Here is a 13,792-nt window from a genome sequence, read left to right on the forward strand (position 1 = left end):
GGAAGTACGCGGGCTGCGGAGTGGCGGTGGTCAGGAAGCGGGCAGCGCGAGGACCCGGGTGCCGCGCTTGACGAGCTCGTTGGCGATGATCAGGCGCTGGATCTCGGAGGTGCCCTCCCAGATGCGGTCGACGCGCAGCTCCCGGTACATCCGCTCGACGGGGTACGAGCGGTCGTAGCCGCGACCGCCGAAGACCTGCACGCACCGGTCGATGACCCGTCCGGCGGCCTCGCTGGCCGCGAGCTTCGCCGTCGACGCCTTGGCGTGCAGGGTCTTGGGGTCGGTGTCCGGCCGGTCTGCCTCCCAGGCGACCTGGTGGGTGTACGCGCGGTTGACGGCGATGTCGACGGCGCAGTCGGCGAGCATCCCCTGGACGAGCTGGAAGTCGGCGAGGGGCGAGCCGAACTGCCGGCGCTCCACCGCCCATCCGCGGGCGAGCTCCAGGGCCCGCTCCGCCGCCCCCACGGTCCGGGCGGCGATCATCAGCCGCTCGTCGGTGAACCACTGCTTCGTCAGCTCGTAGCCGTTGCCGACACCGCCCAGGACGTCCTCGTCGGGGACGAAGACATCGGTGAAGGTGAACTCGGGGTGCCCGTTCACGGCGGAGTGCATGAACCGCGGGACCCGCGTCATCTCCACCCCCGGCGCCTGCTTGTCCACGAAGAACAGCGTCGCGGCCCGCTCCGGGCCCGCATCCGCCTGCACCAGCAGGAAGTCGGCGATGTCGCCGCACGTCACGAACCACTTCTCGCCGTTCAAAAGCCAGCCGCCCCGGGTCCGGGTCGCCGTACTGGTGCACGAACCCGGATCGGAGCCCGCGCCGGGTTCCGTCACCGCGAACGCGTCGAACCGCTCGCCCCGGATGACCGGCAGCAGGTACTTCTCCCGCTGCTCCTCGGTGCCGTACGCCAGCACGTTCGCGGGCCGCCAGGGTATGTCCCACAGGCAGTTGGTGACCTTGCCGAACTCCTCCTCGACGATGACCTGGTCCAGCAGTGACAGGCCGGCCCCGCCCCACTCGGCGGGCATGTTGATGGCGTAGACGCCCGCGTCGACGGCGGCGCGGGTCAGTTCGCGGACCGTCTCGGCGGGCAGCGGGCCGCCCGCCTCCTCGGACCGGTCCTCGTACCGCATCAGGAGCCGGGAGTAGGCGGCGGCGCGGGCCTTGAGGTCGGCCTGCTCGGGTGTGTAGCGGAAGTCCACGGTGTCCTCCGGGGCGCAGGGGTACGTCGGGCAGGGGCCTTAGGGGCGGCCGGGCGGTCAGCCCGGGACGGCGCGTGCGTCCAGGGCCAGGGCGCCGTCCGGACGCACCAGCAGGGGATTGACCTCGAACTCGGCGATCTCCGGATGCGCGGCGGCGACGGTGGTGATCCGCTCGATGACGGCGGCCGCGGCGCCCACGTCCACGGCCGGCCGGCCGCGCACGCCGTCGAGCAGCGCGGCGCTGCGCAGTCCGCGCAGCAGTGCCTCGGCGCGCCGGGCCGGTACGGGCGCGAGCGCGAAGGCGACGTCGCGCAGGGTCTCGGTGAGGACCCCGCCCAGCCCGACCACGGCCACCGGCCCGAACCGGGGGTCGCGGTGCACCCCCACGATCAGCTCGACGCCGTCCGAGAGGTCGGCCATCGCCTCGACCGAGTAGGAGGGCGCGCCCAGCCGGTCGTGCATGTCCCGGTAGGCGGCGAGGAGCGCCTCCCGGTCCGCGAGGCGGAGCGCGACCCCGCCCGCGTCCGACTTGTGCAGGACGTGCAGGGCCTTCAGTACGTACGGGCCGTCGAACCCGGCGGCGGCGCCGAGCAGCCCGGCCTCGTCGGTGACCTCCCGGGCGGGCGGGAACGGCACACCGGCGGCGCCGAGCAGCGCGCGCACCCCGTGGTAGCCCGCGTCCCGCAGCGGCTCGGCGGCCGGCGGAAGAGCGGGGACCCGGGGGACCCCGGCCGGGCCGGCATCCCCCCGCCCGGTCATCGCGGCCAGCGCGCGGGCGGCGTCCTCGGTGGCGGCGAACACCGGTATCCCGGCCCCGGCCAGCACCCGGCAGCTCGGCGACTGCGGGTACATCGACTGGACGACCAGCGGCTTCGGCGCGGCGGCGAGGTGCGCGACGATCTTCTCGGCGGCCCGCGTCTCCCCCTCCGCGAGCACCAAGCCGCCGGCCGGACCGCCGCCCAGGCCGCCGTCGGAGGCGGCGTAACCGCCGAAGTACCCCGTCATCAGGACGGCGTCGACCTCGTCCGCGGCGAGCAGTTCCGCGACGGTGGCGGCGTACGAGAGGGGGTCCTGCTCGCCCATCCCGGCCAGGTCGACCGGGTTGCCGACCGCGGACTGCGCCCACAGCGCGGTCCGCAGCCCGTCCTGCACCGGCGCGCCGAGTTCCGGGACGGCGAGGCCGGCGTCCTCGGCCGCGTCGGCCGCGACGGCGCCGTGGCCGCCGCCGTCGGTGAGGACCGCGGTACGGCGGCCGCCGGTGCGCGGCCCCGCGCCGAGCGCGGCCAGTACGACGGTCATCTCCCGCGGCGTGCGGACCAGTTCCACGCCTGCGTCGCGGCAGGCTGCGGCCACCACGTCGGCGGAGGTGGTGAGCGCCCCGGTGTGCGACCGGGCGCTGCGGGCGGAGGCGGTGCCCCGGCCGGCGGTGAGCAGGACCACCGGTTTTCCCGCCGCGGCGGCGGCCCGCGCGAAGGCCCGGCCGTCGCCGAAGTCCTCGGCGTACACGGCGATCGCCGTGGTGGCCTCGTGGCGGGCGCAGTCCTCGACGAGGTCGACGAGGGTGACGTCGGCCTGGTTGCCCAGGGAGACGAAGCGGGAGAAGCCCAGGCCGTGCGGTGCGGCGCGGAGTTGGAGTTCGAGGGCGAGGTTGCCGCTCTGGCTCAGCAGGGCGACACTGCCGGGCGCGAAGCGGTCCGAGGCGAGGTACAGCTCGGTGGTGTTGTCGGCGATGCCCAGGCAGTTGGGTCCGACGAGGACGGCCCCGGCGGCCCGGACGCGCGCGGCGACCGCCCGCTGCCGGGCCAGTCCCGCCGGGCCGGCCTCCGCGAAGCCCGCGGTGATGCCGACGATGGCTTTCGCCCCGCAGGCCAGGGCGTCGTCCACGGCGGCCTCGAAACCGGCGCCGGGGACGGAGATCACCACCAGTTCGACGGGCTCGCCGATCGCGGCGAGGGAGGTGGCCGCCGTCCGGCCGAGGACGGTGCCGCCGCGCCGGTTCACCAGGTGCACGGGCCGCCGGCCGTCGGCGCGCAGGGCCTGCGAGGCCACCGCGTGCCCGTACTTCGCCGGGTCGTCGCTGGCCCCGATGACGGCGACGGAGCCGGGGTCGAAGAGCGCGGTCAGATCGCGTCCCATGTCATCCCTCCACGCGGAGGGCGGAGTTGGGGCAGCTTTCGGCGCAGGCCCGGGCCGTTTCCTCCGCGCCGGCCGGGACGGCGACGGCGACGACCTTCGCGTAGCCCCACTCGTCCAGTTCGACGAGGTCGGGTGCGTGTTCCTGGCACAGGCCGTAGCCCTGGCAGCGGGTGGAGTCCAACAGGAGTTTCACGGCGTTCCTTTCAGGCGGGCGACGGGGTGGAGCCCCCGGCCGCGGCCCCGGACGTGACCGCGTCCGGGGCTCCGGGGAGGGGTGCCCGGGCGACCTCCGGTACGGCAACGGCCGGCAGTCGGCGGCCGGCCGCGGGCGGCGGTCCGCCCGCGCAGGCCGGGCACGGCGCCGCGAGGTGGGAGCGGACGAGTCCGGGAAAGGTGCGCAGCAGGCTGCCGGCGGTGCCCGCGGCCGCATCGAGCAGACCGCACGCTCCGCGCCCGGGCAGACCCTGCGACCAGCGGTGCAGGTGCGCAAGGGTGTCGGGGCCGGCCGTTCCCGCCGCGAGTGCGTCCAGGGCGCCGCCGACCGCGGCCGTGCCCGCCGTGCAGACGCCGCACTGGCGTGCGCTCTCCGCGGCGAGGTGAGCGACGGCGAGGGCCGCGGTGGCCACCGGGCAGGTGCCGGGGGCGAGGAAGTGGATCGCTCCGCAGCCCAGCGCGGTGCCCGCCGCGGCGAGGGCGTCGGGGTCGAGGGCGAGCCCCAGGGCGCGGGCGTCGACGAGTCCGCCGAACAGCCCGCCCATCAGGGCCCCGGTCGCGTCCGCAGAGCCGTGGGCCACCGCCAGGGTGCGCAGCGGGACTCCGTACGGCACCTCGGTGAGCACCGGGGCCGCGGACCCGCCGGACAGCGTCACCAGCGTGGTGCGGGCGATCCGCCGGCGCAGGTCCGGGCGTGCGGCGGTGAGGGCGATCCGGGCGAGGGTCTCGACGTTGGCGACCAGGGTCGGTGCGCCGGCGACGCCCTGCTCGAAGGGGCGGGGCGGTTTGGCGGTGGGCAGGGCCGGTCCGCCGTTGATCCGGCGGACCGCCGCGGACTCCTCGCCCGCGACGTAGGTGCGGGGGGTCTCGACGACCTGGACGGGCAGGTGCGGCTGCTGTTCGGCGAGAGCCCGGCGTACGCGCGCCGCCGCCTCCGGGTCCGAGAGGTAGACGTAGCCGCGTACGGCACCGGTGATCCGGGCGGCGCGGGCCAGGCCGTCGAGGACCAGGTGGGGCCGGGCCCGCAGCAGCCAGCGGTCCTTGACCGAACCCGGTTCGCCCTCCTCGCCGTTGGCCACCACCACCGGGAGCCCGCCGCGTTCACCCACGGCGCGCAGCTTGACGGCGGCCGGGAAGCCGGCCCCGCCGCGACCGCGCAGTCCGGAGGCGGCGAGGTGGTGCAGCAGCTCGTCGGGGCCGTCGGCGGCACCGGCGTAGCCGCCGGCGGCCCGGTACGCCTCGGCGCTCTCCTCGCGGTCCGGGGCCGGGCCGAGGACGGAGCCCGGCGAGCCGGGCGGCAGGGCCGTCAGGAAGCGGATCGTGGTCATCGGCGGTCTCCTGTGCCGGGGTGGGCGGTGCGCGCCGCCGGGTCGGTCCGCAGGGCCCGTACGGCGCCTTCGAGGGCGGTACGGTCCCGGGCGGTGCGGCCGTATCCCGGTCCGGGGAGGCCGATGAGCATGCGGTGGTGGTCGAGGACCACCTCGGCGGCGAGCAGGGCCGCTGCGCGGTCGCGCGGCCGTAGCCCGTCGGCTCCGCCGGCCCTGGCGGCCACGGCGGTCACCAGCTCGGTGACCTCGGCGAGGTAGCGGAGCCAGGTGTGCCGGCTGCCCCGCAGGACCAGGCGTTCCACCCGGCGCCGCTCGGCGGCCGCCGACGAGGCGCGCAGCGCGGCGACCGCCACGGGCAGTTCCCGCTCCGGTTCGGGGGTGAGCCCGAGCCAGTCCAGACGCGGACGACCGCTCATGCGTGCCTCCGGGAGGGATGGGGGTGTGGTGATCCGTGCCGTTAGGGAGTCACCCGCCGTCACCCGTGCCGTCATCCGCGCCGCGTGCAGCGGCGAGCGGGGGAGCGGAGTGGGAAGGGGGGTGCGGGGGGGTGGGGCCCGGGCAGGTGCCCGGGGCCGGGCCGGCCGGCTGTGCCCGGGTCCTGGAGCAGGACGGGGCGGAAGAACGCCGGAGGGCGACAGGCAGCACGCTCACTGACCGATCGGTCAGCCGCTCATCACGCTAGCTGACCGATCGGTCAGCGTACAAGTCTTGACCCCGCGGAAATGAGCCAGCAGGCTGACTGTCCAATCGGTCAGCGTGGTTCCGGCGTCCGTCCGGACCACCCTGCCGCAGCTGGGTTCGCCTCGACACCTATCGCAGACACCGATCGCCGCACAGCCGGCCCGGAGGAGTCATCCGATGCAGTCCAGAGCCCCCGATCCCCCCCTCGACGCGCCCGGTCAGGACCTTCCCGGCCCCGCACTGTCGGCCCGCTACTACACCGACCCCGCGATTGCCGCCGCCGAGACGCGGCACGTCTTCGCCGCGTCCTGGCAGCTCGTCTGCCACGAATCCGACCTGCCGGCCCCGGGAGCCCGGCTCGCCGCCACGGTCGCGGACCGGGAGGTCGTGGTGGTCCGCACCGAGGACGGCGCCCTGGCCGCCCACCTCAACGTCTGCCGCCACCGCGGTACGCGCCTGGTCAGCGCTCCCGAACCGGCCGGCAAGGCGATCCGCTGCCCCTACCACGGCTGGACGTACCGACTCGACGGAAGCCTGGTCGGTGCCCCGGAGGCGCGGCAGATCCCGTGCCTGGACAAACCCGCGCTCGGGCTGTTCCCCGCCCGCGTCGAGTCCTTCCTCGGCTTCGTCTTCGTCAGCCTCGACCCCGACGCCGTGCCGTTGGCGAAGCAGTGCTCGGGGCTCGCCGAGGCGGTCGGCCACTACGCCGACGCCGATCTGGTCCCGGTGGGCCGCGCCCGGATCCACGACCTGGCCGGCGCCGAGATCCAGGAGGCCAACTGGAAGGTGGCGGTGGACAACTACCTGGAGGGGTACCACGTCCCGGTGGCCCACCCCGGGCTGATGCGGCTGCTCGACTACCAGGGCTACACCTGCACGATCGAGGATTCCTACGCGCTGTTCACCTCGCCGCTGCGGGACAAGCCGTCCTCGAACTGGGCCGAGCGCCTCTACCAGCGCATCGCCGCCCCCATGCCCGGCCTCGGCGAGTCGGACCGCCGGGTCTGGCGGTACGCGGTGATCTACCCCAACACCCTGATCGACTTCTACCCCGACCACGTACTGGCCTGGACCGCGATTCCGACGGCGGTGGACCGCGTGGCCGTCCCCGGCGCGTTCTACACCCGTCGCGGGACCGGACTGCGCACCCGGCTGGCCCGGCGCCTGAACATCCACATCGGCTGGATCACCAACGACGAGGACGCCGAGCTGGTCGCCCGCGTCCAGAAGGGGCTCTCCACCCCCGGGTTCGAGCCCGGGCCCCTCTCCCGCCGCGAGTCGGCGGTCGGCTGGTTCGCCGGCCGCATCCGGGCCGACCTGGCCGCCGCCGGGCAGTGACCCCGCTCCGGCCGACCCGCCCTGCTGATCCGCTCCGGCCGACCTGCCCCGCTGGTCCGCCCCTGCTGACCCGCCCCTGCCGAAGGTCCTGCTGAAGGTTCTGCTGAAGCTGCTGCCGCCGCAGCGCTCCCTCCACCCCCTGCCGCCCCGCCGTCCCCCTGCGGCCCCTACGGAGAGGACCCCCATGTCCCCCGAGGAACTTCCCCCGACCAGACGCTCCTTCCTCCGCGCGGCCACCGCCGGCACCGCCGCGTTCCTCGGCCTCACCGCCGCCGGCTGCGGATTCGCCCCCGGCGACGACCCGGCCGGCCGGGCCACCGCCGAAGCGCCGATCGACGTCAAGGTCGACGGCGACCTCGTCTACTTCAACTGGGCCGACTTCGTCGACCCGGCCGTCTTCGAAGGCTTCGAGAAGGAGTACGGCGTCAAGGTCGTCCAGTCGAACTTCGACTCCATGGAGGGCATGGCCGCCAAACTCAACGCCGGCAACCGCTACGACATCGTCTTCCCCACCGCGAAATGGGCGCAGCGCCTCGCCACCGGGGGCCGGCTGCGCCGGATCGACCACTCCCGGCTGAAGAACGCCGAGGCCGTCTTCGGCGGTTACGGCTACTTCGCCGACCCCTGGTACGACCCCGGCTCCGCCCACACCGTCCCCTTCACCATGTACAAGACCGGCATCGGCTGGCGCAGGGACCGCCTCGGCGACCTCACCGGCTCCTGGGACGATCTGTGGAACGAGCAGGCCAAGGGCAAGGTGTTCGTGCTCGACGACCGCGACGAGGTGCTCGGCCTGGGCGCGCTCAAGCTCGGCCTCGGCCTCACCACCGGCGATCCCGGCGAACTCGCACGCGTCACCGACACCCTCCACACCCTCCGCCCCCGCCTGCGCGGCTTCTCCAGCGACAGCTACAACAACCTGCTCAACGGCAACGCCGACATGACCCAGGCCTGGAGCGGGGACATGGCCGCCATGCTCGCGCAGGCCGAGGACCCCGCCGTCTTCGGCTTCGAGGTCGCCCGCCAGGGCGCCCCCGTCAACTCCGACTGCTACGCCATCCCCGCCAACGCCCAGCACCCCGGCACCGCCATGCTCTTCATCGACTACATGCTCCGCCCGGAGAACGTGAAGAAGAACATCGCGTACATCGGCTACCCGATGCCCGTGCGCGGCACCGAGGACACCTACTCCGCGCTCGTCGAGCCGTTCCCCCAGTGCCTGGTGACGGCGGACGACCTCAAGGCCGACCTCTTCTTCCGCAACGGCACCGCCAGGGGCGAGCAGGCCCGCGACGCCGCCTGGACCGCAGTGAAGGCCGGCTGATGAGGCGGAGCGAGCGGTCCGGGGCGCGGCTGTGGACCTGGTTCCTGCTCCCCGGCACCCTGTGGATGACCGGCTTCCTGCTCGCCTCCCTCCTCCTCGTGGCCACCCTCGCGCTGGGCAGCACCGACCCGCTCGGCAACCCGCGCTTCGGTCTCCACTTCGACAACCTCGCCGCGCTGGCCGATCCGGCCTACAGCACCGTCCTGCTGCGCTCCCTCGGCTACGCACTGATCACCTGTGTGATCTGCCTGGCCGTGGCCTACCCGGTCGCCTACACCCTCGCGCTGCACGGCGGCCGCTTCAAGAACCTGCTGATCGCCGCCATCGTCGTCCCGTTCTTCGCCAACTACCTGGTACGGATGTACGGCTGGTCCGTCGTCCTCTCCGACGACGGACCGCTGCTGAAGGCCCTGCGCGCCATCGGCGTCGCGGACGGCGGCACCAGGATCCTCCAGACCGGGGCGGGCGTCGTCGCGGGACTCGTCTACGGATTCGTCGTGTTCATGATCATCCCGTTGTACGCGGCCCTGGAGCGCATGGACACCTCGCTCATCGAGGCCGGACGCGACCTCTACGGCGGCCCCCTGCGGACCTTCCTCTTCGTCACCGTGCCCGCAACCCGGCAGGGCGCGGCGGCCGGCTGCGTCCTCGTCTTCCTGCCCGCCATGGGCGATTTCGTCAGCGCCCAGCTCATGGGAGGCCCCGACCAGATCATGATCGGCAACCTGATCCAGGACAAGTTCTTCCAGGGCCAGAACTGGCCGCTCGGCTCGGCCCTCACCATGCTGCTGATGGCGGTGCTGTTCCTCGGGCTGCTGGGCTACCTGCGGCGCACCCGCAAGGACGAGGCGGAGGCGGCCCGATGACCCGCACCGGGCCGGGCCGGCGGCGCTCCCGCCGCCGTGTCGAGCGGCGGCCCCGCTTCGCCATCGCCGTCACCGTCGTCTTCTTCGCCCTCCTCTACCTCCCGGTCGGCGTCGTCGTCCTGTTCTCCTTCAACTCGCAGAAGTCCCTCACCGTCTTCCAGCACGTCAGCCTCCGCTGGTACGAGGCGTTCCTGCACGACGGCGCGCTCCTGGACTCGCTCGGCATGAGCCTGCGCGTGTCCCTGGCCGCCATGGCCGGCTCGCTCCTCCTCGGCGTCGCCCTGGCGCTGGGCCTGGTCCGCAGCCGGGGCCGCCTCGGTTCCTTCGCCGGCCTGGTCATGCTCCTGCCGCTGATCACCCCGGAGATCGTCACCGGTGTCGCGGCGATGCTCCTCTTCAAAGGCCTGGGCATCACCCTGTCCACCGCCACCATGACCCTCGCCGAGATCACCTTCTCCATCTCCTACGTGACGGTCATCCTGCGTTCGCGCATCGCCGCCCTCAACCCGGAGGTCGAAGAGGCCGCGATGGACCTCGGCGCCACCCGCCGGCAGGCACTGCGCCTGGTGACCCTGCCCGCGCTGCTCCCGAGCATCCTCGCCTCCGCGGTGCTGGTCTTCGCCCTCGTCTTCGACGACTTCGTCCTCGCCTACTTCACCACCGGCGTCGATCCGCAGCCGCTGTCCGTCCGCATCTACTCGGCGATCCGCTTCGGCGTGCAGCCCACCATCAACGCCGTCGGCACCCTGATGCTGGCCGGGTCCATCGCACTCATCGCCCTCGCGCTCGCCATCCCGCGCCTGTTCGGCCGCCGCGGCGGCCTCGATCTGCTCTCCGGGAAGTGACCACCGTGCACCCGAACCCCGCCGTCCGGCTCGACCGGGTCAGCAAGCAGTACGCCGCGTCCACCACCGGCACCTACGCCGTCGACGGGGTCACCCTCGACATCGACCCCGGCGCGTTCTTCTCCCTCCTCGGCCCGTCCGGCTGCGGCAAGACCACCCTGCTGCGCATGATCGGCGGCTTCACCGACCCCACCCACGGCAGCGTCCTGCTCGACGGCGAGGACGTCACCGGCCTGCCGCCCGACAAGCGCAACGTCAACACCGTCTTCCAGAGCTATGCACTCTTCGACCACCTCTCCCTCGCCGACAACGTGGCCTTCGGCCTCAAGCGCAAGGGCGTCGCCCGCGCCGAGATCCGCCGGCGGGTCACCGACATGCTGGACCTCGTACAGCTCGGCGCACTGGCCTCCCGCAAGCCCCCCACCCTCTCCGGCGGCCAGCGCCAGCGCGTCGCCCTCGCCCGCGCCCTGGTCAACCGCCCCCAGGTCCTGCTGCTGGACGAGCCGCTCGCCGCCCTCGACCTCACACTCCGCCGCCGGATGCAGGTCGAGCTCAAACAGATCCAGCGCGAGGTCGGCATCACCTTCGTCTTCGTCACCCACGACCAGGACGAGGCGCTGACCATGTCGGACCGCCTCGCCGTCATGAACGAGGGCCGCGTCGAGCAGTGCGGCACCCCGGAGGACGTCTACGAGCGCCCGACGAGCACCTTCACGGCCTCCTTCATGGGCACCTCCAACCTCGTCCCCGGCACCTACCGGGCCGGCGAGGTCGTCCTCGACAAGGGCCCCGCCCTGCCCGTGGGCCCCCGCCCCGCCGTCCCCGACGGCAGCCGGGTGAACCTCTCCATCCGCCCCGAGAAGATCTGGCTCTCCGACTTCGAACCCGGCATGGCCCGGGCCACCGGAGTCGTCCGGGAGACCGTCTACTCCGGCGCGACCACCACCTACCTCATCGAACTGGCCCCCGGCGTCACGGTGTCCGTACTGGAGCAGAACACCGACCGCTCCCGCATGGAGGACCGCTGGAGCGGCGGCGAGCGGGTCGAGATCGGCTGGAAGCCCGAACACTGCCTGGTCCTCGACTGACCCCGCCCCTGGCACCGACCGGAGGAACACCCCCATGAACCATGACGTCATCGTGCTCGGCGCCGGACTCGCCGGTCTCGCCGCCGCACGCGACCTCGCCGCGGGCGGGGCCGACGTCCTCGTCGTCGAGGCCCGGGACCGGGTCGGCGGACGCGTGGAGCAGACCGGACTCGCCGACGGGCGGCTCGTCCAGCTCGGCGGCGAGGTCGTCGGCCGGGCGCACACCGCCTACACCGCCCTGGCCGCGGAACTGGACCTCACCCTCGTCCCCAGCTACGTCGCCGAGCCGGGCGCCCTCGCCCGGGCCACCCCCGAAGGCGTCCGCGCCGGCGACCCGCCCCACTGGTTCGGCCCCGGCGACGACGCCGTCCACCGGCAGGCCACCGCCGCCTTCGCCTCCCTCGCCCGGACCGTCGACCCCGGCGATCCGTGGTCCCACCCCGACGCCGCGGCCCTCGACCGGCTCTCCGTCGGCGCCTGGCTGCGCTCCCGGGGGGCGACCGCGGCCGTCGTACGCCTCTGGGAGATCGGCCGGCTCGCCCTCGCCGACGGTTCCTGCGAACGCACCTCGCTGCTCGCCGCCCTGCGCAAGCACGCCGCCGTGCCCGGCCCCGTCCCGTACGACTACGAGGCGTGGGAGGGCCTGCGCGTCGCCGAGGGGTCGGCCACGGTGGCCCTGCGCATGGCCGAGGGCCTCGCCGGGCGCATCCGTACGGGGGCGCCGGTCGAAGCCGTCGCCGTCCGCGGCCCCCGCGGCTGCTCCGTACGCCTGGCGGGCGGCGAAACCCTCACCGCGGGGGCCGTGGTCAGCGCCCTCCCCGCGGGCCCGCTCCGCTCCGTCGCCGTCACCGGCGTCCGTGACGAGCGCCTCGCCTCGCTGCACCGCCAACGCCACGCCCTCGCCGCCAAGTTCGTCGCCGTGTACGACGCACCTTTCTGGCGCGAGCGCGGCCTCAGCGGGCTCTCCGAATGCGAGGGCGTCCTCGGCAGCACCTGGCCGCAGAGCGAGGGCATCCTCTCCGCCCTGGTCCCGCCGGAACGCTACGGCGTCCTCCTCGCGGCCCCCGCCGCGCTGCGCACCCCCGAACTGCTCGCCGAGATCGCCCGCCTGTACGGCGACGAGGCGCACCACCCGCTCGCCACGTACCTGCGGCTGTGGGGCACCGACCCGTGGACCCAGGGGTACGTCACCCAGTGGACGCCCGGCGACGTCATGGCCGTCGGCCCCCTGCACGGCACCCACGAACCCCCCTTCTACGTCTGCGGATCCGACCAGTGGGTGGCCGGGTACATGGAGGGCGCCGTACGCACCGGACGCGACGCCGCCCGGGAGGCGCTGAGCCGTGGCTGACACCCTCCACAACCACATCGGCGGCACCGACCGCCCCGCCGCCTCGGGCGCGACCACGGCACTGGTCGCCCCCGCCACCGGCCTGGTCCACGGCCACGCCCCCCGCTCCGGCCGCGCCGACACGGACGCCGCGTGCGTGGCGGCGGCAGCGGCCTTCGCCACCTGGTCGACCACGACCCCCGCCACCCGGCAACGGGCCCTGCTCGGCATCGCCGACGCGATCGAGGCGTACGCGGACGAGCTGACGGCCGCCGAGACGGCGGACACGGGCAAGCCGCCGGAGCGGTTCCGGAACGAGGAACTGCCCGCGATCACCGACACCGTGCGGTTCTTCGCCGGAGCCGCCCGCAACCTGCCGGGAGCGGCCGCGGCCGAGTACACCGAGGGCCGCACCTCCCTGCTGCGCCGCGAGCCGGTCGGCGTCTGCGCCCAGATCACCCCCTGGAACTACCCCCTGATGATGGCGGCCTGGAAGATCGCGCCCGCCCTCGCCGCCGGGAACACCGCCGTCCTCAAACCTGCGGACACCACCCCCTCCTCGTCCGTCCTCCTGGCCCGGATCGCCGCCGCGCACCTCCCGCCGGGCGTGCTCAACGTCGTCTGCGGCGACCGCGACACCGGCCGGGCGCTCACCGCCCACCCCGACGTCGCCCTGATCGCGCTGACCGGCAGCGTACGGGCCGGCCAGGAGCTCGCGGCGGCCGCGGCGGCCGGCCTCAAGCGGGTCCACCTGGAGCTCGGCGGCAACGCCCCCGTCATCGTCCACGAGGACGCGGACATCGACGCCACCGCCGCGGCGCTCGCCGAAGTCGCCTACTACAACGCCGGCCAGGACTGCACCGCGCCCACCCGGCTCCTGGTCCACCACCGGGTGCACGACGCCTTCCTCGCCGCCTTCACCGCCGCTGCCGCCTCGCCCCCGAACCGCGGGGCCGCCTTCGGTCCCCTCAACAGCGCGGCCCGGCTCGCCTCGGTCCAGGCCCTGCTGGGGCGGCTGCCCGCGCACGCCGGGATCACCACCGGCGGCACCCGGCTCCCGCGCCCCGGTTTCTTCCACGCGCCCACCGTCGTCGCGGGCGTCCGCCAGGAAGACGAGATCGTGCAGGAGGAGGTCTTCGGGCCCGTCGTGACCGTGCAGCCCTTCACCGACGAGGCCGAGGCGCTGCACCTGGCCAACGGCGTCCGCTTCGGCCTCGCGGCGAGCGTGTGGACCAGGGACCACGACCGCGCCATGCGCGCGACGCGGGCCCTGCACACCGGCATCGTCTGGGTCAACACGCACGGCACCACGGTCTCCGAGATGCCCCACGGCGGGGTCAAGCACTCCGGCTACGGCAGCGACCTCTCGCTGTCCGGCCTGCTGGACTACACCCAGGTCAAACACGTCATGCTGTGACGCCCCGTACGACGCCGGCGCAA

12 protein-coding genes are annotated in these 13,792 nt (G+C 74.2%); 7 read left to right on the forward strand and 5 right to left on the reverse strand.

Going from position 1 to position 13,792, the window contains the following annotated elements; translation table 11 throughout:
- Positions 1-30: 30 nt before the first annotated feature.
- The 5 genes from ABZ128_RS05320 to ABZ128_RS05340 are packed head-to-tail and all read right to left on the reverse strand — an operon-like array spanning position 31 to position 5,296.
- The gene (locus tag ABZ128_RS05320) at positions 31-1,203 is read right to left on the reverse strand and encodes an acyl-CoA dehydrogenase family protein (protein WP_356846150.1); all 1,173 of its coding nucleotides are present in this window, start codon (positions 1,201-1,203) and stop codon (positions 31-33) included.
- 57 nt (positions 1,204-1,260) lie between these two features.
- The gene (locus ABZ128_RS05325; RefSeq protein ID WP_356846151.1) at positions 1,261-3,339 is read right to left on the reverse strand and encodes an acetate--CoA ligase family protein; all 2,079 of its coding nucleotides are present in this window, start codon (positions 3,337-3,339) and stop codon (positions 1,261-1,263) included.
- Position 3,340: 1 nt separating this feature from the next.
- Positions 3,341-3,532 (reverse strand): ferredoxin, encoded by a 192-nt coding sequence (locus ABZ128_RS05330; RefSeq protein ID WP_356846152.1) that lies wholly within the window; start codon positions 3,530-3,532, stop codon positions 3,341-3,343.
- Positions 3,533-3,542: 10 nt separating this feature from the next.
- Positions 3,543-4,880: an NADH-ubiquinone oxidoreductase-F iron-sulfur binding region domain-containing protein gene (locus ABZ128_RS05335; RefSeq protein ID WP_356846153.1), complete on the reverse strand. Its 1,338-nt coding sequence runs from the start codon at positions 4,878-4,880 to the stop codon at positions 3,543-3,545.
- The gene (locus ABZ128_RS05340) at positions 4,877-5,296 is read right to left on the reverse strand and encodes a hypothetical protein (protein ID WP_356846154.1); all 420 of its coding nucleotides are present in this window, start codon (positions 5,294-5,296) and stop codon (positions 4,877-4,879) included. The genes ABZ128_RS05335 and ABZ128_RS05340 overlap by 4 nt, the downstream gene beginning before the upstream one ends.
- A gap of 442 nt (positions 5,297-5,738) precedes the next feature.
- On the opposite strand from ABZ128_RS05340, the gene ABZ128_RS05345 reads away from it, so the two are divergent.
- From ABZ128_RS05345 to ABZ128_RS05375, 7 genes are all read left to right on the forward strand, one after another.
- Positions 5,739-6,899, forward strand: coding sequence for an aromatic ring-hydroxylating dioxygenase subunit alpha (locus ABZ128_RS05345; RefSeq protein ID WP_356846155.1), 1,161 nt, complete (start codon positions 5,739-5,741; stop codon positions 6,897-6,899).
- Between the two features lie 184 nt (positions 6,900-7,083).
- Positions 7,084-8,223, forward strand: a complete 1,140-nt coding sequence (locus ABZ128_RS05350) for a spermidine/putrescine ABC transporter substrate-binding protein (RefSeq protein WP_356846156.1) — start codon at positions 7,084-7,086, stop codon at positions 8,221-8,223.
- Entirely contained in the window at positions 8,223-9,089 is an 867-nt protein-coding gene (locus ABZ128_RS05355; protein WP_356846157.1) for an ABC transporter permease, read from the forward strand. Before ABZ128_RS05350 ends, ABZ128_RS05355 begins: the two co-directional genes overlap by 1 nt.
- On the forward strand, positions 9,086-9,934 hold the full coding sequence (locus ABZ128_RS05360; RefSeq protein ID WP_356846158.1) for an ABC transporter permease: 849 nt from the start codon (positions 9,086-9,088) through the stop codon (positions 9,932-9,934). Before ABZ128_RS05355 ends, ABZ128_RS05360 begins: the two co-directional genes overlap by 4 nt.
- Positions 9,931-11,022 carry an ABC transporter ATP-binding protein gene (locus ABZ128_RS05365; RefSeq protein ID WP_356846159.1) on the forward strand — a complete coding sequence of 364 codons (1,092 nt, stop codon included), beginning with the start codon at positions 9,931-9,933 and terminating at the stop codon, positions 11,020-11,022. The genes ABZ128_RS05360 and ABZ128_RS05365 overlap by 4 nt, the downstream gene beginning before the upstream one ends.
- Positions 11,023-11,056: 34 nt before the next feature.
- Positions 11,057-12,373, forward strand: a complete 1,317-nt coding sequence (locus ABZ128_RS05370) for an NAD(P)/FAD-dependent oxidoreductase (RefSeq protein WP_356846160.1) — start codon at positions 11,057-11,059, stop codon at positions 12,371-12,373.
- Entirely contained in the window at positions 12,366-13,769 is a 1,404-nt protein-coding gene (locus ABZ128_RS05375; protein ID WP_356846161.1) for an aminobutyraldehyde dehydrogenase, read from the forward strand. Before ABZ128_RS05370 ends, ABZ128_RS05375 begins: the two co-directional genes overlap by 8 nt.
- The last annotated feature ends 23 nt before the right edge of the window (positions 13,770-13,792 follow it).

It is taken from the genome of Streptomyces sp. NPDC006326 (assembly GCF_040612915.1).
GTDB lineage: Bacteria > Actinomycetota > Actinomycetes > Streptomycetales > Streptomycetaceae > Streptomyces.